This window comes from Hoeflea prorocentri (assembly GCF_027944115.1).
Classification (GTDB): domain Bacteria; phylum Pseudomonadota; class Alphaproteobacteria; order Rhizobiales; family Rhizobiaceae; genus Hoeflea_A; species Hoeflea_A prorocentri.
Genome location: NZ_JAPJZI010000001.1, coordinates 901034 through 921313, shown reverse-complemented (window position 1 = coordinate 921313; position 20280 = coordinate 901034). Strand labels below are relative to the sequence as shown.

The window sequence follows — 20280 nt, the reverse complement described above, 5'->3', positions numbered from 1 at the left end:
GTTACCTTCCCTTGCGGCGATAAACCACGTAGCGGGTTGCCGCACTGTCTTGTTCGCCGGACGGAAAAGACTGTTCGGATTCCACCCGCCAGGTTCCGCTGTCAATTTCTGGAAACACCGTATCGCCCTCGGGATCGCTGTCCACATAAGTTACATGCAGGATATCAGCAAACGGCAGTGATTGCCGGTAAATTTCGCCGCCGCCAATGATACAGACCTCGCTGTGACCTTCTGCAGCGGCGGTTTTGCGCGCACTTTCCAGTGCATCATCAAGCGACAGGAAAACATCCGCGTCCGGCAGCACAAACCCCTTGTTCCGGGTAATCACAAGGTTCCTGCGGCCAGGCAAAGCCTTACCGACGGATTGGTAGGTCTTGCGGCCCATGATGACCGGCTTGCCCATGGTGATGGCCTTGAAGCGCTTCAGGTCTGTCGAAAGCCGCCATGGCATATCGCCATTGCTGCCGATCACGCCGTTGCGCGCGATGGCAACAACCATGGACACCTCAACATCGGATGACCTGGTGGCTCCGCTCATACCGAGACCTTCGCCGGGATGTGCGGATGCGGATCGTAGCCTTCGAGCGTGAAGTCCTCATAACGGAAAGCAAAGAGATCTTTGACTTCGGGGTTGATGTGCATGACGGGTAGCGACCGAACGTCGCGCTTTAGCTGCAGCTCGGCTTTTTCCAGATGGTCGGCATAAAGGTGGGCATCGCCAAAGGTGAGAACAAAATCGCCGTATTCCAGTCCACAGACCTGTGCCATCATCATCGTCAGCAATGAATAGGAAGCGATGTTGAAGGGCACGCCCAGGAAGATGTCTGCCGACCGCTGGTACAATTGGCACGACAGCCGGCCCTCGGCGACATAGAACTGGAACAGGCAGTGGCAGGGCGGCAGCGCCATATCATCGACAAGTGCCGGATTCCAGGCCGATACCACCAGACGCCGAGATGTCGGGTTTGTCCTGATTGTATCGACCACATTGGCGATCTGATCGATGGAACGGCCGTCCGGTGCCGGCCAAGATCGCCACTGATAGCCGTAAACCGGACCGAGTTCGCCATTTTCGTCAGCCCATTCATCCCAGATGGAGACGCCGTTTTCCTTCAACCAGGCAATATTGGTCTCGCCTTTCAGGAACCACAGCAATTCGATGATGATCGACCGCAGATGAAGTTTTTTGGTCGTCAGGACCGGGAACCCTTCCGACAGATCGAACCGCATCTGGTGGCCGAAAATCGAGCGTGTGCCCGTTCCGGTGCGGTCGCTTCTATCGACGCCAGTGTCGAGCACCCGCCGAAGTAGTTCGTGATATTGCTGCATGTCATGCTCCCGCGCCGATTCGCACGCGCCATCATAAGGTCACCGGGCAAGACACAAAACGCTTTGGCCGCGAAAAAGCCACCGCAATCCCATGAAGCCGAAACGTTCAACAGCTTCAATGCAAAAGCTTGGTTTTAGCCAGAACCGCCGCGCCAAAATGCCCAAGCCCTTTTCAATCCGGACACGACGTCTTATATCTAGGGTGCTGTTTCGGCAGCTATGGCGATAAACGGAAGATGCAATAAACCCATCGGACCCGGGGGCAGTACCCGGCGCCTCCACCACAACCGGCTCCGCCAGCACGGAGCGAAAGCCGAGACGGTTGTGATGGGGGCGATACAGGATCGACGAGGGCGTAAAGATCAACTTTTTGCCCGGCATGGTTCCGCCGTTATCGGGCCGACTCAATAGTTGCAAACGACAACTATGCGGAAGCGCGTCTCGCCGCTTAATGCGGTGCGATAGCTTCAATTAAACTCCTGACCGGTCGCACGGTCAGGCGGGGTTCGGAGGCACCTGGCAACAGAAGCCTCCACTTTCTGTTTTATAAAGGAAATTTTCAAAGACAATATTGAGCGGTTATCGCAGGATGTGTATCACGGTACGGAAAGAAAAAGGCGGAATCGGCAAGTGCAGGATCACATCAGATACGATATTCTGGCCCAGGAAGCGCTCAGGGGCGTTATCCGCAAGGTTTTGTCAGAAGTAGCCGCAACCGGAAGCCTGCCAGGCGAACACCACTTCTTCATAACCTTTTTGACCAATGCGCCGGGTGTGCGCATCTCCGCTTATCTGAAAGAAAAATATACCGAGCAGATGACAATTGTCATCCAGCATCAGTTCTGGGATCTCAAGGTCACGGAAAGCTATTTCGAAATCGGTCTTTCCTTTTCCGACAAGCCGGAGAAGCTTCACGTCCCCTTTGCGGCGATCCGGGGCTTCTACGATCCGTCCGTCAACTTCGAACTGGAGTTTGACCCCTCGGCCACCGAAGGCGAGGAACAGCCAACGGCTGAAATCGCCGATTATCTGGATACCGTGGAAAACCAGTCAAACACGGAACCCGAAGCCGAACCTGCTGTGTCGGAAACCGCACCGGCAGCTGCTGCGGCTGACAAGCCCGAGGAAGAGGACGACGACGGCGACAAGGCCAGCGCAGATGTCGTTTCGCTCGATGCATTCCGGAAGAAAAACTGAGATGACCGCCGATCTGGTCAATTTGCGCCAGTTCAAAAAACGCAAGGCACGCGCACAAAAGCAAAAGACGGCGGAGCAAAACCGCATTTCCTATGGCCGCACAAAGGCCGAAAAAGAACTGACCGGCAAGCTGAATGAACAGCGCAACAGCCAACACGCGCAAAAGCGTATAGACAATCGGGACAAGGGCCGGTCCAAACTGCCCGAAAAATGATCCGCAAACGCTCGGTAACCATTCGCGGCCACAGAACCAGCTTCTCTCTGGAAGATGAATTCTGGCAGGCTTTGCGAGCGATCGCGGCAGATCGCGAGCTTTCGCTTTCCAACCTGATCGTTGAGATCGACGAGGCCCGACGTTCTGAAACGAACCTGTCGTCCGCCTTACGCGTTTATGTGCTCAAGCAGCTGCAAACCCGTCGCAGCGAATAAGGCGGCCCCGCCATTTTCCGGCCGGCGCCAGATCTGCTCTAGTTGTTCAAACTGTCGAAATTGAGGATACGCAACCTGCTACCGCCGTCCTGGGGGCCGCGCTCTGAAGGCACCGGTAACCGGGTTACACTGCCCGCTCCACCCTGCGCGCTGTCGGCGCGCTCACCGGCCTGCCTCACAGCATTTTCCAGTTGCAGCAGGAAATCATCCTGCTGGGGCGGCGAAGCATCGCCCCTTAAAAGCCTGTCGGCGAAATTCTGCGCGGCGCGCAATTGAGCCTCTTCAAGTTGCCGGCGCTCTTCTTCCTCCTGGGCCCGTAGCGCGGCCTCCTGCGCTTCCTGTTCCGCCCGGCGTTCGGCTTCTATTGCTGCAAGGCGTTCCTGCTCAAGCCTTTCGGCTTCGTTCGCCGCACGCTCATCGATTTCACGTTCGCGCTGCTCCGTGGCGTCGCGATGGGCCCTCTCCTGTTCCTTGGCAAGCAGCGCCTCGCGGCGCATGCGCTGGTTTTCAAGAACAACCGCCTGAAGGATTTCGACCCGGCGGCGCTCACGCTCGAATGCCCTGAGCGAAAGAAAATTCGCCAGTTCCGCAACATCGATTGTCCGGTCCGGCGCACCGACCGGTCCGAGAAATGCTATGCTGATGGCCGGCGCCGCACCTGTCAGCGCTGCGTCTTCCGGATCGAATTCGATATCGAAACGCGCATCCACCGCGCCTTCTTGAAGATTAAAGCGTGCCTCGCCGCGAACACTTGCTCCTGAATCGTCGAGCACAATATTCGGCATGCGCAGCGTGCCGGCTGCCATGGTAAAAGGCACCGCCATGCTGTCGGCATAAAAGGTTCCGCCCGAAACGGTTGCATCCGCAAGAATGCCTACGCTCTCACGATCCGCCTCGAAACCTTCCGTATCTGCAGCCGTCAGGATCGCAGACAGGGATTCATTTTCCACCCCGACGATCTCAAGCCCGTTGGCCTGAATGATCCCGGACCCGGAGAGTGAAGAAACCAGGTCTCGGACACTTGTGCCGGCGCCCTCGAAGGCTGCGGAAGCGTCAAAGGTTCCCGTGGCGACCGGAAATCCGTCACGCTTCCACACGATGGTATCGATGTCGGCGCCGTTTACCTGAAACTGACCTGACAAAAGCGCCGTGGCGTCACGATTTGCCAGCGTCAATCCGCCGGCCAGTTTTCCGCCGAGCCAGTCGGCGCCAACGTCACGCCACTGCAGCTCATTGTCCTTCAGGACCAGTTTACCGGACCAGTTTTCAGCCTTGGGCCCAAAATGTAGCGCGGCGGTCTTTGCCGTGATGTCAAAATCAAATTCGAGGTTGCCCTGAAGCGGTGGCAGAAATTGCGCATTTGACCAATCCGTGGTGCCGGATAGGGTCGTGCCGGGCCCGAGCATCAGGTCTGCAAGATAGGGAAAGTCGACCTCGGTAAGCGTCAGCTCGCCGCGCAGGTCCGCGATTTCGGAATTGCGTTCGACAAAGACCTTGCCGGCAAATTCACTCTCCCCCGCAATTCCTTGCAAATTCTCCAGCAGATAGGAGCGCGAACTGGTGAGGATATCGGCGCTCCACTGAGCCGGCAGTGAAAGGCCCGGATCGGTCAGGTTCAGACCATTCATCGCAAGATAGGGCGTCAGGTCATCGGAGTTGAACTGCAGCTTGAAATCGCCCTGCAGGATACGGTCCTGATCCTGCCAGCCCTTGCCGCGAGCCGACAGTTGAGTGTCGGGCGCATCATAGCCGAAGGAAAATGCAAGTTCCTGCGATGGGCTGCCTTCGACCCTAAGATCAAGTGAAGCCGGTCCGGGAAGTTCTACGGGAAGGCTGTCGATGCCGATTTGCGCCAGCAAGGTGCGCGGCTCTGAATTTCCAAGATCAGCCGTTATGGAAATCTGGCCCGTATCCAGTGGCGCAAACGCATCGTTGCGCTCGACGAGGATGTTGAAGCGGCTGCCGCCTGTGCGACCCCTTACACGCGAGGACAGGGACGTTCCCTCTGTCAGCCCCGGGGCAAATCGCGTCTGAACGTCAATCGATGTTTCACCGAAGAGAGCTGCGTTCGCACCCAGGTGATCCAGCACCGGATGGGCGCCGCCAAGCCGGGACAGGAGCGTCAGAAAGCGGCCGCTGCTCTCTGTCATCATGCTGACATCGACATCGCCGACCGGAGCCGTAAAAACATTCTCCAGCCTGCCGACACCTGATACCGAGGCGCCCGCCAGATCGTTGATCGTCAACCGGTCGATATCAAGCGTGCCGCCTTTCAGGCGAAGCGCAACATCGGTGTCATTGGCGGCAAAGCCTGAAGCCAGAAAACGCTGCGCGCTCAGCCTTGCGCTCACATCGTGCCCGGCGAGCCTGCTTTCCTGGTTGTTCCCGATGATAAGGCCGGCAAAGGCCCTTAACGCGTCAAGATCGACCTCGTCACCGTCGAGAACCAACGACATGGAGGGTCGGCCCTGTATCGGTACCACCCTTTCAAGCCGGCCTTTCAGGATCGCCGGTCCCACGGCAATCTCAAGCTGATCGAAGCGTTGCAATTGCGTCGACAGATCCACCCTTGCCGACAGGCCTGCCGCCTCCAGCCGACGAATTGCCGGATCGACACTGTCCGTCAGCCAGGAGGCAAATCCCGATGGCTGGTTTGAGGCGACAATCACCTCGCCAGAGAAGCCGAAGGCAGCTCCGACACCCAGACGGCCGGATGCAAGGAATTGCGTCCGCCCGGGCAGTTTTGCTTCCATCCGGTTGATCCTCCACGCTTCGCCATCCGGCGTTGCGTCGACCATCACGTCGCGAACCGTCGTGTCGCCGGCAAGGATCGCCGGAAGCGCAACAGAAACCTTGCCCGGCATTTGCGGCACAGGCGCAAGCGACAGCAATCTGCGCAGGGAGGAGAGCCTGTCGCCGAAGGAGACCGCGTTGACCTCTTCCTGATCCTGGTCGCCGGTCATCCGCGCCAGATTGAGCTGCTGACCGTCGGCAACCAGAAGAAACTCCGGATTGCGGCCGGTGTCGAATGTGGCCTCGCCGGAGATAATGTAGGGATCGTTTGCCGGCCCGGTCTCCAGGCGGTAATCCTCGATCCTCAAGCGTTCATTGTTCAGTTCGAAAACGCCGGTCGCACGTGCATAGATGGGCCGGCGGCCGCTCTTTACGGTCGCACCGTTCTCATCCTTTATCTTTGAAGGGTCCAGCGCGCGAACCTGGAAGCTGCCTTTATATTGCGGCTTGAGCTCTTCAATCCGCAGATCCCCTTCCAGATCGACGGAAACCGGCAGTGCCGCCGGCATGACGCGGGCCTTCAGCCGGATCCGGTTTTCATCCACAAAAGCCCCGGTCGTCAGGGTGAAGTCGGCGCCATAACCGTCGACAACGGCCGAGCCATCCATATTCCAGGGGCCGGCAATCGATTTTGCCGACATGCGCATATCGACATCTTCAAGACGATGCTCGCGGCCGTTTTGTTCGTCGATAACAAGCGCGCTGCCTCCGGTCACCGTTATGCTTTCCAGCGTCAGGGAATTTCCAGGCAGGGTCTTATGGCTACGCAGCGCCCAGTCAAGCTCACCGGTTGGCGAGAGCCGGACGGTCGCCTGAGGACTTTCGATGCGCATATCAAAAATGCGGATTTCACCGCTGAGGAAAGGTGCCAGCTCCGCATCCATGGAGAACCGGTCAACCGTCATCATCGGCTGTCCGTCATCCCCCTCTCCGACAACGACATTATCGAAACTGACGGAAGGGAACGGCAGTAAACGCGCATCCGCATCGCCAAGAACCTGAACCTTCTGGCCAAGAATGCGACCGGCCTCTCTTTCGAACTCCTGGCGATAGCTTGACCAGTCGACGAAGTAAGGCCCGATCAGCGCCGCAAACAGCGCCAAAACCAATAGTCCACCGAAGAATACGAATATGCGAACCAGGGTTCAGAACCTTCTTTCTACGCAAGGCATACCAGCAACTCCACGACCGCAATTATCCCCCGCTGTCCGGAGCCGTTGGCCGTTTTGCGGAGCATAATATACGGCTTATCCAGTCCCGTCATGACAATTTAACGGCATCGGCAAACGCTATGCGGCGGCCCTTCGCTAAAAAATCTTCCCAGGGTTCATAATATTGGCCGGATCGAGCCCCGCCTTGATCTGGCGCATCGTAACAAGAGCATCACCCATTTCGTCGACAAGGGCCGATTTCTTACCCTGCCCGATGCCGTGTTCGCCCGAGCACGTGCCGCCCATCACAACCGCGCGTTCATTCAGGCGGGACACAAAGGCCTCAGCTGCGCCGATCTCTGCGGAACTATCTTCATCGACAAGCAATGTGACGTGAAAATTGCCATCGCCGACATGACCGACGATGGGCGCTGCAAAGCCGCATTCGGCGGCATCTTCCTGTGCGGCGCCAATGCAATCGCTGAGGCGTGAGATCGGAACGCAGACATCGGTCGCAATCGCCTTGGCGCCGGGACGCAACTGCAGTGTGGCGAAATAGAGATTGTGACGCGCTTTCCACAATTTGCTGCGCTCTTCTTGTTCGCCCGCCCATATAAACTCGCCACTGCCGAATTCGGCCGCGATCTCGCCGAACATCTTCGCCTGCTCCTTCGCCGATTGTTCTGTGCCGTGAAACTCCAGGAAAAGCGCCGGCATCTCGGGGTTGCTTAGCCCCGAATAGGCGTTGGTTGCCTTGATGGACAAGGCGTCCAGCAATTCGATGCGAGCAACCGGGATACCCATTTGGATGGTCATGATCACCGCATTGACGGCGTCACTGACGGTCGGGAACGGACAGACGCCAGAGATAATCGACTGGGGGATTCCAAAAAGACGCAGGGTCACCGACGTGATGACGCCGAGCGTTCCCTCCGATCCGACAAAAAGCCGTGTCAGATCATATCCGGCGGACGATTTACGCGCCCGCGAACCGGTTGTGATATGACGACCGTCAGCTGTCACCGCCGTCAGCGACAGGACATTGTCCTTCATGGTTCCATAGCGAACGGCGTTGGTGCCGGATGCACGGGTTGCCGCCATGCCGCCGATCGACGCATTGGCACCTGGATCGATCGGAAAAAACAGTCCCGTATCACGCAGATGCACGTTCAAATCCTCACGCGTCACACCCGGTTCGACCACGCAATCCAGGTCCTCGGCATTGACCTCCAAGATACGATTCATACTGGCCGTGTCGATGCTGATCCCGCCAAGCGGTGCATTGACCTGGCCCTCTAGCGAACTACCCGTGCCAAACGGAATGATCGGCACCTCGTGGTCAGCACATAAACGGACAATCTCCTGCACTTCGGCGCCGTTTTCGGCAAAAACGACCGCATCAGGCAATTGCTCGGGTATGTATGTTGTTGTGTGCGAATGTTGCTCACGCGTCGAGTGTCCGGTATTCAACCGCTCGCCGAAGCGTTGTTTCAACACGCCGATGACCGCGGCGATACCCTTCTCGTTACGCGGGCCCGCGGTCGCATCCTTCAATACCATAGACGGTGATCTCCTCAGCCGTTCAGATCTCTTTCATCCTTTGGGCGCAGGATGCCTCTTGTGGCCACAGAATGAAAGAGTCATGTTGTCGAATTAGGGACCAAAATCAGGGAGATCGGGGATGAACCTGCCAGCGCCGTTCATCGCGCCTGCAGAACAGATCGAAAAAGGATGGATCGACTACAACGGCCATCTGAATATGGCCTACTACAATGTCCTGTTTGACCGCTGCGCAGACCACGCCTTCGAGACCATTGGCCTGACCCCCGATTATGTAAAGGAAAGGGGCCTGAGCTTCTACGTCGCGGAGATCCATGTGTGTTACCTGCGCGAACTACACCTCGGGCACAGCACAGCCGCCACGTTTCATCTCCTTGATTTCGATGAAAAGCGCATGCACGCCTACAGCGAGTTGAGACATGCCGATGGTTGGGTCGCGGCGACCTGTGAAGCCCTCTATCTGCACATCGACGCAGCCGGGCCGAAGGTCGCGCCGATGCCCGAACCCATGCTCGAAAAGGTAAGGGCGATGTATGAGGCCCATCGTGTCCTCGACCGGCCGGAGCGGGTCGGGCGTAGCATCAAGATAGCAAAGACATAAGCCCGTCCCCATGCTGCCCGATTTCATCCGCAACCTGCCCACACAGATACGCCAATGGGTGGCGCCCAACATCCGCAATTTCACCGGAGAACGGCAGCCGCGGCTGTGGCTGATGTCTCTTGTCATAGGTGTCGGCGTGACGATCGCGGCGATCCTGTTCCGCGAAATGATCGGCGCCGTGCAGCTTCTTTGGCTGCAAGACAGAAGCGAACGGGTCATATCGGCGACGCGCAGCACACCGTGGTATCTGATCTTCCTTGCGCCAGTCGCCGGCGGGCTCGTTGTCGGCATTTTACTGCAGGTGCTGATGCCGCAACGCCGCACATTGTCGGTAGCAGACGTCATTGAGGCCCGCGCCCTGACCGGCAGGAAACTCGGCCTGCGCGATGGTCTCAACTCTGCAATCATCACGGTGATTTCATTAGGGTCGGGCGCCAGTGCCGGACGTGAAGGCCCGGTCATTCATCTGGGCGCGACCCTTGCAAATCACGTTGCACGGCGTACCGATCTGCCCGAATGGTCAAAACGCACACTACTGGGCGCCGGGGTCGCGGCGGCAATCTCGGCAAGCTTTAATGCGCCGGTTGCCGGCGTGCTCTTTGCGCATGAAGTCATCCTTGGACATTTTGCGCTGCGCTCCTTTGTGCCCATCGTCATCGCATCTAGCGGCGCGGCCATCATTTCACGCGGATGGTTCGGCGAATCCGCTGCTTTTGTCGTGCCGCAATACCACGTTGCGTCCTACTGGGAGTTTCCCGGTTTCGCCCTGCTCGGCCTTGTTGCGGCAATTGTAGCGATTGCCTTTCAGTTTTCCCTGTTTTCCGCCGATTTTGTCGCCCGCAAGATAACCATGCCGCTTTGGCTGCGGCCGGTCCTCGGCGGTATCGCGATCGGCGGTATGGGCGTCTTCCTGCCGCACATCCTCGGGGTTGGTTACGAGGCGACCGATCTTGCCCTGTGGGGACGATTACCGCTGTACCTGATGCTGATCCTCATTGTCGCCAAGACGCTTGCCACGGCCATCACCCTCGCGTCCCGCTTTGGCGGCGGCGTGTTCTCGCCCGCGCTCTATCTCGGCGCGATGACCGGTGGCGCTTACGGAATTATCGCGGCAAATGTCTTTCCGGACCTCGCCTCAAGCCCGGCGCTCTATTCGATACTCGGCATGGGTGCCGTCGCCGGTGCGGTGCTGGGCGCGCCGATTTCGACGACTCTGATCGTCTTCGAGTTGACCGGCGGCTATGAGCTGTCGATCGCCTTGCTCCTGACCGTGGCAATCGCCCACGGCATCAACCAGGCGATCCATGGCCACTCCTATTTCCAGTGGCAACTGGAAATGCGGGGCATTTTCGTTCAGGCCGGTCCGCACCGCGCCGTAGGCAGCAATGTGCGTGTCATGGATTTCATGACTGCGCTCGCCGCCGATGAGCCCGAACAAACCTTCGACACCGAGCGCGGCGTTCCAAGCTTGCGGCCGACCGATACGCTCGACACGGCGCTGCGAACCTTCGATTCCGGCGGTCACGCGCGCCTGCCGGTTGTTGACGAGGTCAGCGGAACCACCATCATCGGCTGGGCCGATCAGGTCCAGGCACTGGCTTATTTCAACAAACGGCTGATCGACGCCTCCGAAGAGGAACACCGCTAGAGCATTGTTTGCCGCACTGATTTTCCGCCATCAGATGCTTCCATTTGACCGACAGACACTCTAAACCCTGTTTCGCCTTCAAGGGCGGGATCGGGAAAAATGGCCGAGTTTATTTCAGATACGGTTTTTAAACGGGACGTGTTCTCAGAAACACGCGCCGGGCATTTTGCCGACCGCCCGGACGTGCGCGTTGCCAGGCGCATCGTCACGGCCTCCCCCTTGTGGTCGAGACCGCTGGCCTGGTTCCTGGCGCGACGGGAAATCCGGGCATTGCGTGCCATCTCGGGCATTACCGGCACACCCGATATCATCGAGGTGGACGCCGACGGGCTGTTCCGTTCCTGGACCGACGGCACGCCGTTGCATCTGGCAAGGCCGCACTCACCCCAATGGTACCGAGATGCGCGCCGCCTGCTGCGTGATATGCGCCGGCGCGGCATTACGCATAATGACCTGGCAAAGCCCCAGAACTGGCTGATGCTGGCCGATGGCAACGCCGCCGTTATCGATTTTCAGCTTGCTTCATGCCACCGCCGAAAAGGCCGGCTTTATCGCATCATGGCCTATGAGGATTTGCGCCATTGCCTCAAACAGAAGCGGTCCTTTGCCCCGCACCTTATGACACCAACGGAAAGGCGAATCCTGGCGCGCAAATCCCTGCCGTCCAGAATCTGGATGGCGACCGGCAAGAAGATCTACAATCTCATCACCCGTGGCATATTTTCCTGGTCGGACGGTGAAGGGACCGGCGACCGGATCGACCGGGAAGGCCCGGCAATTCTTGAAGCAATCAACGCCGATCCGACAGCAAAGGCGGCAGCGCTTGCCCTTTATCCCCTTCCCCGCAAGGGCGTCGGGATCTACGCGTTCATCGAGACCAGCCTTGACAACATCGATCTGTCTGCACTCAACGCAGCGATCAAGACCCGTGACGCGGATGCCGGGATTGATCTTGCACAGGCGGTCACGGCCTTGCCGCGCCGCGAGGACGGCACGGTGCGCGACGACGTGCTGCGCCTCATCGCCATGAACCAGATCACCGAACTCGATACGCTGCTGGCCCGCGAACCGGAGCTCGCACCGGTCATCAGACCTATTATCGACGGCCGTCTCAACTGGACCGACAGGCGGATTTCACGGCTCGAGAAATAGGTGACTTAACCATGACCGATGAAGCACCGGTCCACATTCGTTGTGACCGGCGGCATCGGTGGGTCGTCTCCATCTGGCTCCGGAACAGGTTCCACGCATCGTCAACACGATGCAGGCGTATTTGTCTTTTCCTGTTCATCGCCGGTTGTTTCCGCAGTTCGAACCGAGGGTTGACCGACAAGCCGTTGGGCAAGCCAGTTCAGATCGTCATTCAGTGTCGTCATTTGGCTCTGAACGGGCTCCGGCGGCGTCTGACGCACCATACCGCCGCTATATTCGGCAATTGCAAATCTGAAGACATAACCTGGCGTAAGGCCCATCCGCAGGTCCGAGACAACGATTTTTCCATCCTGCAAGGCCGTTCGGAAATAACCACGACTGAACCATTTCAGCTTTTCGAAAGCATCATTGCCATTCAGGCAGGCGGTCAGATCAGGGCGTGTCGGGTGCGTATACAATCTTGCCTGATCATCATCATCAAACAGCGACAGATAGAGATTGTGATAGCGGTCGTCTTCCTGCCCGATGACCTTCCAGACGACAGTGTTGAACGGGCCCGCGATCGCGAAGATATTGCGCGCTTCAATCCCGGCGGCGGCGAAAATGGCTTTTGCCCGGCGTTCGGCATTTGCCTGCAAAATCACGCTGAGCCCCATATAGGTTGTGCTGAATACAAGCGCCGCGACAAGCCCGCCTTTTAAGCGCGATGACCAGTTTTTCACAGAAAGGGCCCACACGACGGCGATAAGCAGCGGGATCGTGTACAAAGGGTCAATGATGAAGATGGATCCGACACCGACCGGATCAGGATAGAACGGCCAAAAAAGACGGGTTCCATAGACGGTCATCGCATCGATGATGGCGTGGGTTGAAAAGCAAAGGAAAACAGTTGCCCAGACCCTCGCCCTGCACTCTCTTAACGCATCAATGCCCCGAACAAGGATTTCACCGACCACCGGCGCCGCAACCGCGTGGACGAACACGGAATGGGTCCATCCGCGATGGAAGACAAAAGCGTCCACCGGGTTATCCGTGGGCAGCAATACATCAAGGTCCGGAATGGTGCCGAGGACACCGCCAAGAAGCGCCGCCTTGCGGGGACCGAGTTTACGACCAAGGCACAGTGCGGAAATCGCCGCCCCAAGGGTGAATTGTGTCAATGAATCCATCGGGTCGTTCAAGTCCCTGGCAGCGTTTCATCATCGGTCGCAGGCAGCGCCCAACATCACAATCGATTCTGGAGCAATGCCTCGATTCACGAACACGCACCTGGTTTGACTGGACTAGCCGGACGTTAGCGCGGCATCTGTACCGGTAAGATAAACGTTTTCCATGATTTGCAAGGCCCGCCGTTCAGTTTTTTCTCTGATTGTTCTGTACAACCGCAAATCTGTTCTTTGCGTCTGCTAGCGTTCTGCGCTCCCGACCCAGCAGGAAACCATTCGATTATCCCACGCTCAGCAACGTCCGCACGAGAGCAGTCTGCGAGTTGACCCCGGTCTTCCCGTATATACGAGACAGATGCGTCCTTGCGGTATTGATGCTGATACCAAGGCTTGTTGCGGCGCATGTCAGACTGTCGCCATTTACAACCTGTCGGGCCAGCGACAATTGTCCATCGGAAAGTCCGTAAATCGCTTTCGCAACGGTCAGTTGTTCGTCGAAATCATTTTCGTTTTGAAGCTCGACGAAGGTAACGCCATCCCTGACAAAGAGCACGCAAACCGCGATTTGTCCTTCATCCGTCTCCCCCAGGACGATGGGAAGACGGAAGGTCTTGCCGTGCTTCGATGCAAATCTGTAATGCTGACAATAGCCATGGACTTCGGCTGAACACTTCAGCCCTGCCTGTAGCACCTTGTCCCACGCCGTTCGTTTGCCGCGCAGGCGACCGTTTGAAATCTGAAGGCCCGGGTGAGCGTCCAGCGACTCAAGCGCGCTATCGGAGGCAAACAAGATGTTGCCTTGCGCATCGACGGCTATCCGGTTTGCCTCATCCCTGTGCAATCCACGCAAGACGAACGAAGCATAAAGGATACGCCATTCCCCATCCTTGCGTTCCAGAGCTCTGGTCTCAAAGGTTTGCTCGTTTCGCTCATCGACATGTGACGAGTGGCCATCAAAAACGACAAAGGCGAAATCACCGCTGATCGTGATGCTCGGATTCTTTCGCACGAACTCGGTGATCTCACAACTCGATCCGGTCTCGAAAACATCCAGCATGTAACAACTTAACGGCTCCCAGCCCTCAAGGACCGTCACGCCGAACGATGTCGAAACACTGACCAGTCGTGTTCTTTCATCCTGTACCCAGCATGACGCCCATCCTTCAAAATCCCGGCTGACAAACGTGTCTGTCTCGCGCGCAATGACCCGCATGATGGCCGCCTCTTGCTCAGACAACACCTCTTGATGGTTCATTAAGCTGTTTCCCGATCCTCGGTCTTTATCTCGAAACGTCTTATGCCGGGGACTCCGCAAGCCGTTTGCGCAACGCGTTTCAAGGTCTGCCACCACGCACAGCTGTGTCTCGTGTAGAAGGCACTTTCTGTTTCCGGAAGCACACGATGCAAATCTGAGGCAACTTTCGCATGCAGTTGGTCCATTGAGAACACTCCCTTCAACCTGATGAGAAAGGAATGACAGAAACCGCGGGCTAGGATTGTCATCTGATCCGACCACAGGACACAAAATAGTCCGTGCGCAATCAGTGTCAGGCTGATGCTTGATTTCGCGGCATCCGGCAACCGCTTTGAGCCGCCCTTCCGTATTCTTCACCTGTGGAGCTGTGCGATGTGCTCAGTTCAGGATTGCAATCGAAAGGTTCAGGACCGATGCAAAGGCCACCCATACCGCATAGGGAACAAACGCAAGTGCAGATATCCGGTCCGAAATCCAGCTTCGCAGGATATAGATCACGATAACTGCCAAGGTGGCCAGGATGACGGCAAGCGCCAACCACGGCACATGCAACACGAAGAACACCGGCGACCACAGGAAGTTCAAAATCATCTGAAGCCACCAGAGTTTCATGTTTGTCGAGGACCTGCCGGCTTCCCATGTCCGCCAACCCGCCATTGCAATCAGAACGTATAGGGCCGTCCAAACCGGCCCGAACAACCAGTTCGGCGGATTGAACGGGGGTTTGTTCAATGCCGCATACCACTCGCCGGGCGCGGTCACGGAACCGATCAGCAATCCGCCGCCGATAACCAGGACGAGAAATACGACGCGTATCATGATCCCGGGCATCAGCTCGTCACCTGCCCGCCCGATGCGGCGCATCCATATGTCGCTTCCGGCAAGCGTGCGCTCCTTTTTCAGGCTTTCACAATTAGCGGCAGTGCCTGACTCAGTCTACCACGCGGAACCTGACGCCTTCAGAGCTTATATACTGGTTAGCTCCGAGCCGGCGAAAACTCACGCAACTCGTACCCTTGGCCGGCCCGCTTGGAAACGATGAACATATCCTGTTTCCCCGCGCCTCCCACGTGCCGTTGACGGACCCAAGAAGCGCGCGCGCGGACACGACACCATTCGGTCTGTAACGCATGGTCACCCGCATTCCAAACCTTCGGGTAACAATAGTTTTGTCAAGCATTTCGACCTGTATTTGTTCAGCCGTGAGCGTCCTTGCCTGCGCGAAGGTTGGAGCGCTCATCAAGACCACAAGGGCTATCCAACCGTATCGTTTCATTGTTTCCGGTATCACCGTCGGCGCTCATGGTGGCACGATTCTGTCAGTCAAAAATACGAAGAGAAGACTGCCATGGATCACCGCGCTCCCGACAGAAGGCCGCGTTTAACCCGGAACACCGCCTCCACCAACCCACTTATCTAACGCCCGTTGACCAGTTCGAGAATCAGCTGCCTGATGTTGCCGCCGGCTGCCATCTCCGACTGTTCGAAGGCACGGTTGCGAGCCTTGTAGCGGTCAAAGGCGGCCTTGAGTGGGACCTGTATGGCTTGGCGGATCGTCTTGCAGTTCGGGTCGTTTGCCTGCCGGAAGCCGACGGTCGTGTCGTAAATGTCCTGCGCCATATCAACGATGTATTTGCCGTGGACAGCTTCGTGGGTGCGGATGCCGGCGATGAAGACGCGCCAGCGGGCGGCAACGTCCGGTGGAAGTTTTTCCGCCGGTTTCGGCAGCGTGTAAGTGATGGTCAGGAACGACCGCGCGGCGGCCAGTACGCAATCATTGCCCTCGCGCCTGTAATCACGGCCCCATTTCAGGTCGAAATTGGTGACGGCGATGGCACTTGATGCTCCAGCGCCGATACGCGGGCCACGTTCGCCAATCGATTCATAGAGCGCAAAGCCGGTCTTCCCTGATATCGCATAGGTCTTTTCGACCTCATTCGCGCGGATATCGCCGCCATGGGCTGGCAGTGCAAGGAGCAGCGTAGCAGCTGTACAGGAAACGAAAGTGCGGGCTTTCCGGTTGTCGCGCATTTGCGCCTCGCAACATATGAGCAGAATTTTATTTAGTTGTTTCAGGCACATATTCACCACGAAGTAAACTGCTACCTTATCGACGCCGCCGCTTTCGGCCAATGACAAGGAATGTGCCGATGCTGCGCCCAGCTGTAGCGCCTCAGGGAAGGCCATTCTGAGTACACCGGCAAGGACGGAAACCCAAACCAAAAACGGTGACAATGACACGCCGGTCCCGCATCCACTGGTTATGAAATCAGGAAGCAGCAAGTCCACCCATCAGCCAGACGACGCCATTGTTGAAAAGCGCCGGTTTTGTCGAGGGCTTTATCTGCCGAAGCTTTTGGCGGATTCAAAGGCTGTCGGATGAAGACGGTATGATCGCGCCCATTGCCGGGAGTCGGGATAATGATTGCTACTGATCTTATTTGCCGGTTGGAAAGCGCAGTCCAGTAAGACTAACATGGGCAAACCGGTCCGGGCTAAAGCCCGCGTTCCAGCCACCACAGATGCATCGCCTCAAATACGGGCCTGAGTGAAAGCCCGTCTTCGGTCGCACTATACTCCACGCGAGGCGGTACTTCGGCAAAAACCTTGCGATGCACCAAACCGTCGGCCTCAAGTGCGCGGAGCTGCTTGGTCAGCATCGTCTGTGTAACGCCATCGACTTCTCGGCGCAGATCGCCAAAACGCCTGGTGCCCTTGAAAATCAGGGTTTTCAGGATCGCCAGTTTCCATTTGCCGCCAATCATTGTGAAGATGATCGGAGCCGGGCAGATGTCGTCAATGTCATTATGGCCCATATTCTTACTCATTAGTATCATTTCAATGCTTAGTATCAAGAAGATGCCTACTTTTCAAATAAGAGTATTGTTGCCATTGTCGGGCCGAACTCCTGGATGACGCCTCGGCGATCGCGCAGAACCATCATGAAACCATACAAACGGAAGCGGCAGAACACATGTACGCCATACTCCTGAAATTCGCAGACAACAGATCAAACGCCCCTCTTTTCATGGAGGGGCATAATGCATGGATCAAGAAGGGATTCACCGACGGGATTTTTCAGTGCGTAGGTTCTCTGGATACCGGTGGAGGATTTGTGCTTGCCCACGGCGAAGATCAGGAAGGGCTGTCACAACGGGTACAGGAAGACCCGTTTGTCGAGAACAATGTCGTGACGGCAGAGGTGCATCGGATCGACGTAAAACGCACCGTCCCCGAACTGGCTCATCTCGCCGAAGAGCGGCAGTTCCGCCCGGCTCCCGGATCGCAGTTGTCGTGAAATGTCACCAGGCGGTCATCCGCTGCCCTGCGCAGCGGCAGACGAAACCGGACACTTGTCGCGATATACCTCTATCGTCGATCCTCAAGCGTTTCGGGCAGCGGTTATTGAACGAAATTGCATGTTGGCCTAACACAATGCAGTAAAACTGTTGCGATCACCAAAACTCCTAAAGAGGAACACGCAGCATGATAGCCTACGTCACCGTCGGTGCCGATGATATCGCACGTGCAAAGCGGTTTTACTCCGCTTTCCTGCCGGCCCTTGATTACGAACTTGAGGAGGGCCCCGAGGGCCTGAGCTACGCGCTGCCGGAACAACCGGGCCAGTCTGTCGCTCCGCCTGAATTCTACGTCAAGCCAACTTTCGATGGACGTCCGGCCTCGGCTGGCAACGGCACAATGATCGCATTTGAGGCCCGCAGCCAAAGCCAGGTTCGGGACCTTCACTCGGCCGCGCTTGCCGCAGGCGGTCTAAACGAGGGGCAGCCGGGCTTCCGCGACGCGTATGGACCTCATTTTTATGTCGGCTACCTTCGCGACCCTCAAGGCAACAAGATCGCGCTGTTCTCCAGCGATCCGAACGAACCCGGACGAGACGGATAACGCCGGTTTCACTGGCGACGAAAGCGCTTTGTTCGCATGCCGGACCCAGGGTCCCGCGCAGCCGTTGTCAACGCACTATTGCGGCCACAGCGCCGTGCCGGGGTGAAACTGCGACCATGCAAACCAGAAGGCCTGATGACTTCCAAGGTCGGAGCCATTGGCATCAACCGCGCGAATGCCGCCCCCGTCGAGTTCGAGACGGACATTCTCGTAGGCGATTTCTTCACCGTTTTGAAGCGCGACGAAGGCCTTGCTGCGCTGGAAGGCCACCGGCTTGCCCGACGCGGTGATCGCCCCGATGACATCCTCATGAACCGGCAAGCGGGGATCGACATTGCCAACCGGGAAGATCGGCCCATCTGCATCCCTCGTATTGCGGAAATCGGGATCACGACCGAGCGCGTAGCGCTCTTTCAGCACCGTCGTGTCGGGGTGCGCGTTCTTCCAGCGCCCCCAGTCGGTCGTCACGACCGTCGCCTGCTCCAGCTTCAGCTTCTTGTCGGCAAGCGGCCCGGTGACCGCATGGCCGAGGAACGTGTCGAATACCGAATAGGTGTTGAGGTCGTACATCACCTTGTTGGAGCGGATGAGGAGACCCGACGTGCGCAGGATCGGACGCTCGATACCCTCCGGCATCCGGTCGGTAAAATAGGCCTGCGCAGCCCCGCACAGCGTGCAATAGGGAATGCCCAGGTCCCGCCCGCCGAGCGTATCGTTGACCATCTCGCGCACTTCCATGATGCGCCGCGGATAAGCGCGCGATTCGCCGTTGATGGTGATGCCGAAGACGACATCATTATCCTTCAGCCAGGTCGCTTCATGCGCACTGATGACTTCGGGATTGTCCGCGGCAGGGATGCAGTTACAGCGCTCATCGGTCTTATCGTGCGCGCGGTTGTCGATCAGCACGCCGCCCCAGGAAACCATTCGCCAGTCGATATCGCCCTCGATGAATATCCGGTCCCAGCCGGGAATGATCCCGGTGAAGATCGCCCGCTTGACGTCCAGATAGCCGGGCGGCGCCGGGATGTCCCACGCAATGAGGTGATCGGTCAACGCACCCCACGAGTTCTGCACCCGTAAATCCTTGCCCAGAAGGTCGGACGCAGCGGCGGTAAGTGCCGCATTCAATTGCGGCGAGGAAGCAAATCGCATCAGATCGCTGACAATCCAGCCAAGCCGTGGATCTTTCGAAGCGGCGATGTCGCTCAGGGCCACCACCTGATCCCTGCCCCAGCTCGATTGCTCGATGGCATCCACAAACGCCACCTTGACCGCAGCCTTCAGTTCCTCAGAAAGCGGCCCTTCCGGCACGGCGGGACGTTCGCCGTAGGTCTTTATCACGTAATCCGGCAGCGGTTTTGGATCCTGGGCCTGCAAATCCTTTACCCCGAACAGGGAAAGGACAGCCACCAAGGCCAGAGAGATAAGCAGGCGGATCTGCGGGGTTACTGCCATCGTCATATCAGGAGCCTTTCGCATACCCGTTCAATTCACGGGCAAGCGTGTTGCAAAGCCCCTGCCCGTGCTTTCGGCAAAGACAATAAGGCCCCGGCCCGACGGACCGCCAATCAAAACCGTGTCAATGTCGCGTGACCATGCCTGTTCCAGAGCGTTTCGTGATCAAGGCGAAGTGATTTGGGTGGCGTGCTCTACTCTTGCTATCCAATTGGCATGCGCCTGCCCCTTCTGATCGCCCTCGCCGCTCTTTGCGCCGCACCTGTCGCCGCACGCGACCGAACGGCCATCTACGGGACCTGGGGCACCGAAAAGCAATGCGCACGCACGCCGATCAAACCCGGCGGCACAGTCCTTTCCGAACCCTTTGTGATCAGTTCGCAATGGCTGAGACACGGGAAATTCTGGTGCCGCCTCGATTGGGGTCCTGTTGAGCCACGCGAAAACGGCGTCTTCACAGGCGCACACGCCCAATGCGGCGAAGACTCCACGCGCGGCTACTTCCTCGGAGTGATTCTGACTGGCGATGATCTTACCCTGCGCTGGGACTTTCCGCTGTCCAACGGGCCGTTAAAGCGGTGTTGAGGGCTGTCTGACGTCCTCCGACCGGCCCTCTAGCGGGACTGCACGAGCTGACG

Annotated in this window: 19 protein-coding genes and 1 other RNA gene; 10 read left to right on the top strand and 10 right to left on the bottom strand. The window is 57.7% G+C overall.

The genetic code is table 11. The annotated features are described in order from the left end of the window. Position 1: 1 nt before the first annotated feature. Together OQ273_RS04205 and OQ273_RS04200 are read right to left on the bottom strand one after the other, a co-directional pair. Positions 2–538, bottom strand: a complete 537-nt coding sequence (locus OQ273_RS04205) for a dihydrofolate reductase (protein ID WP_267989219.1) — start codon at positions 536–538, stop codon at positions 2–4. Then, complete coding sequence (locus OQ273_RS04200) at positions 535–1329, bottom strand: thymidylate synthase (RefSeq protein WP_267989218.1); 795 nt, start codon at positions 1327–1329, stop codon at positions 535–537. The genes OQ273_RS04205 and OQ273_RS04200 overlap by 4 nt, the downstream gene beginning before the upstream one ends. Before the next feature lie 165 nt (positions 1330–1494). On the opposite strand from OQ273_RS04200, the gene ssrA reads away from it, so the two are divergent. The 4 genes from ssrA to OQ273_RS04180 all read left to right on the top strand — a co-directional run bounded on the left by ssrA (position 1495) and on the right by OQ273_RS04180 (position 2955). Beyond that, positions 1495–1866, top strand: a transfer-messenger RNA (tmRNA) gene (ssrA, locus tag OQ273_RS04195). Positions 1867–1959: 93 nt separating this feature from the next. Continuing rightward, positions 1960–2526 (top strand): SspB family protein, encoded by a 567-nt coding sequence (locus OQ273_RS04190; protein ID WP_267989217.1) that lies wholly within the window; start codon positions 1960–1962, stop codon positions 2524–2526. 1 nt (position 2527) lies between these two features. Continuing rightward, positions 2528–2740, top strand: a complete 213-nt coding sequence (locus OQ273_RS04185; RefSeq protein WP_267989216.1) for a DUF4169 family protein — start codon at positions 2528–2530, stop codon at positions 2738–2740. Continuing rightward, positions 2737–2955, top strand: a complete 219-nt coding sequence (locus OQ273_RS04180; protein WP_267989215.1) for a ribbon-helix-helix domain-containing protein — start codon at positions 2737–2739, stop codon at positions 2953–2955. Before OQ273_RS04185 ends, OQ273_RS04180 begins: the two co-directional genes overlap by 4 nt. Positions 2956–2993: 38 nt before the next feature. On the opposite strand, the gene OQ273_RS04175 is transcribed toward OQ273_RS04180, so the two are convergent. Both OQ273_RS04175 and OQ273_RS04170 read right to left on the bottom strand, forming a co-directional pair. Further along, positions 2994–6881, bottom strand: coding sequence for an AsmA family protein (locus tag OQ273_RS04175; protein WP_267993023.1), 3888 nt, complete (start codon positions 6879–6881; stop codon positions 2994–2996). 174 nt (positions 6882–7055) lie between these two features. Then, entirely contained in the window at positions 7056–8459 is a 1404-nt protein-coding gene (locus OQ273_RS04170; protein ID WP_267989214.1) for an FAD-binding oxidoreductase, read from the bottom strand. 121 nt (positions 8460–8580) lie between these two features. Between OQ273_RS04170 and OQ273_RS04165 the strand changes: the two genes are divergently transcribed. The 3 genes from OQ273_RS04165 to OQ273_RS04155 all read left to right on the top strand — a co-directional run bounded on the left by OQ273_RS04165 (position 8581) and on the right by OQ273_RS04155 (position 11860). Then, a complete protein-coding gene (locus OQ273_RS04165; protein ID WP_267989213.1) occupies positions 8581–9060 on the top strand; it encodes a thioesterase family protein in 480 nt (159 codons plus the stop codon). A 10-nt stretch (positions 9061–9070) separates the two neighbouring features. Then, positions 9071–10708 carry a chloride channel protein gene (locus OQ273_RS04160; RefSeq protein WP_267989212.1) on the top strand — a complete coding sequence of 546 codons (1638 nt, stop codon included), beginning with the start codon at positions 9071–9073 and terminating at the stop codon, positions 10706–10708. A gap of 99 nt (positions 10709–10807) precedes the next feature. Further along, positions 10808–11860, top strand: coding sequence for a serine/threonine protein kinase (locus tag OQ273_RS04155; RefSeq protein WP_267989211.1), 1053 nt, complete (start codon positions 10808–10810; stop codon positions 11858–11860). 101 nt (positions 11861–11961) lie between these two features. Here OQ273_RS04155 and OQ273_RS04150 read toward each other — a convergent pair whose 3' ends face one another. The 5 genes from OQ273_RS04150 to OQ273_RS04130 all read right to left on the bottom strand — a co-directional run bounded on the left by OQ273_RS04150 (position 11962) and on the right by OQ273_RS04130 (position 17109). Then, complete coding sequence (locus tag OQ273_RS04150; protein ID WP_267989210.1) at positions 11962–13029, bottom strand: metal-dependent hydrolase; 1068 nt, start codon at positions 13027–13029, stop codon at positions 11962–11964. A 277-nt stretch (positions 13030–13306) separates the two neighbouring features. Further along, the gene (locus tag OQ273_RS04145; protein ID WP_267989209.1) at positions 13307–14281 is read right to left on the bottom strand and encodes a DUF4440 domain-containing protein; all 975 of its coding nucleotides are present in this window, start codon (positions 14279–14281) and stop codon (positions 13307–13309) included. A gap of 378 nt (positions 14282–14659) precedes the next feature. Next, complete coding sequence (locus tag OQ273_RS04140; RefSeq protein WP_267989208.1) at positions 14660–15145, bottom strand: TspO/MBR family protein; 486 nt, start codon at positions 15143–15145, stop codon at positions 14660–14662. A gap of 552 nt (positions 15146–15697) precedes the next feature. Further along, the gene (locus OQ273_RS04135; protein ID WP_267989207.1) at positions 15698–16312 is read right to left on the bottom strand and encodes a DUF922 domain-containing protein; all 615 of its coding nucleotides are present in this window, start codon (positions 16310–16312) and stop codon (positions 15698–15700) included. Between the two features lie 464 nt (positions 16313–16776). Further along, positions 16777–17109 carry a winged helix-turn-helix transcriptional regulator gene (locus OQ273_RS04130; protein WP_271292088.1) on the bottom strand — a complete coding sequence of 111 codons (333 nt, stop codon included), beginning with the start codon at positions 17107–17109 and terminating at the stop codon, positions 16777–16779. Positions 17110–17255: 146 nt separating this feature from the next. Here OQ273_RS04130 and OQ273_RS04125 point away from each other — a divergent pair, with 146 nt between their 5' ends. Next, positions 17256–17579: a YciI family protein gene (locus OQ273_RS04125; RefSeq protein WP_267989206.1), complete on the top strand. Its 324-nt coding sequence runs from the start codon at positions 17256–17258 to the stop codon at positions 17577–17579. Between the two features lie 188 nt (positions 17580–17767). Continuing rightward, a complete protein-coding gene (locus OQ273_RS04120; RefSeq protein WP_267989205.1) occupies positions 17768–18184 on the top strand; it encodes a VOC family protein in 417 nt (138 codons plus the stop codon). A 75-nt stretch (positions 18185–18259) separates the two neighbouring features. On the opposite strand, the gene OQ273_RS04115 is transcribed toward OQ273_RS04120, so the two are convergent. Further along, positions 18260–19648, bottom strand: coding sequence for a DUF3179 domain-containing (seleno)protein (locus OQ273_RS04115; RefSeq protein ID WP_267989204.1), 1389 nt, complete (start codon positions 19646–19648; stop codon positions 18260–18262). Between the two features lie 210 nt (positions 19649–19858). Between OQ273_RS04115 and OQ273_RS04110 the strand changes: the two genes are divergently transcribed. Next, complete coding sequence (locus OQ273_RS04110) at positions 19859–20227, top strand: hypothetical protein (RefSeq protein ID WP_267989203.1); 369 nt, start codon at positions 19859–19861, stop codon at positions 20225–20227. The last annotated feature ends 53 nt before the right edge of the window (positions 20228–20280 follow it).

What these genes read in the sequence shown, in the direction of transcription:
- OQ273_RS04205 (WP_267989219.1), bottom strand. Translation starts at nt 538, where the DNA reads ATGAGCGGAGCCACCAGGTCATCCGATGTTGAGGTGTCCATGGTTGTT.
- OQ273_RS04200 (WP_267989218.1), bottom strand. Translation starts at nt 1,329, where the DNA reads ATGCAGCAATATCACGAACTACTTCGGCGGGTGCTCGACACTGGCGTC.
- OQ273_RS04185 (WP_267989216.1), top strand. Translation starts at nt 2,528, where the DNA reads ATGACCGCCGATCTGGTCAATTTGCGCCAGTTCAAAAAACGCAAGGCA.
- OQ273_RS04180 (WP_267989215.1), top strand. Translation starts at nt 2,737, where the DNA reads ATGATCCGCAAACGCTCGGTAACCATTCGCGGCCACAGAACCAGCTTC.
- OQ273_RS04170 (WP_267989214.1), bottom strand. Translation starts at nt 8,459, where the DNA reads ATGGTATTGAAGGATGCGACCGCGGGCCCGCGTAACGAGAAGGGTATC.
- OQ273_RS04165 (WP_267989213.1), top strand. Translation starts at nt 8,581, where the DNA reads ATGAACCTGCCAGCGCCGTTCATCGCGCCTGCAGAACAGATCGAAAAA.
- OQ273_RS04160 (WP_267989212.1), top strand. Translation starts at nt 9,071, where the DNA reads ATGCTGCCCGATTTCATCCGCAACCTGCCCACACAGATACGCCAATGG.
- OQ273_RS04155 (WP_267989211.1), top strand. Translation starts at nt 10,808, where the DNA reads ATGGCCGAGTTTATTTCAGATACGGTTTTTAAACGGGACGTGTTCTCA.
- OQ273_RS04150 (WP_267989210.1), bottom strand. Translation starts at nt 13,029, where the DNA reads ATGGATTCATTGACACAATTCACCCTTGGGGCGGCGATTTCCGCACTG.
- OQ273_RS04145 (WP_267989209.1), bottom strand. Translation starts at nt 14,281, where the DNA reads ATGAACCATCAAGAGGTGTTGTCTGAGCAAGAGGCGGCCATCATGCGG.
- OQ273_RS04140 (WP_267989208.1), bottom strand. Translation starts at nt 15,145, where the DNA reads ATGCGCCGCATCGGGCGGGCAGGTGACGAGCTGATGCCCGGGATCATG.
- OQ273_RS04135 (WP_267989207.1), bottom strand. Translation starts at nt 16,312, where the DNA reads ATGCGCGACAACCGGAAAGCCCGCACTTTCGTTTCCTGTACAGCTGCT.
- OQ273_RS04130 (WP_271292088.1), bottom strand. Translation starts at nt 17,109, where the DNA reads ATGAGTAAGAATATGGGCCATAATGACATTGACGACATCTGCCCGGCT.
- OQ273_RS04125 (WP_267989206.1), top strand. Translation starts at nt 17,256, where the DNA reads ATGTACGCCATACTCCTGAAATTCGCAGACAACAGATCAAACGCCCCT.
- OQ273_RS04120 (WP_267989205.1), top strand. Translation starts at nt 17,768, where the DNA reads ATGATAGCCTACGTCACCGTCGGTGCCGATGATATCGCACGTGCAAAG.
- OQ273_RS04115 (WP_267989204.1), bottom strand. Translation starts at nt 19,648, where the DNA reads ATGACGATGGCAGTAACCCCGCAGATCCGCCTGCTTATCTCTCTGGCC.
- OQ273_RS04110 (WP_267989203.1), top strand. Translation starts at nt 19,859, where the DNA reads ATGCGCCTGCCCCTTCTGATCGCCCTCGCCGCTCTTTGCGCCGCACCT.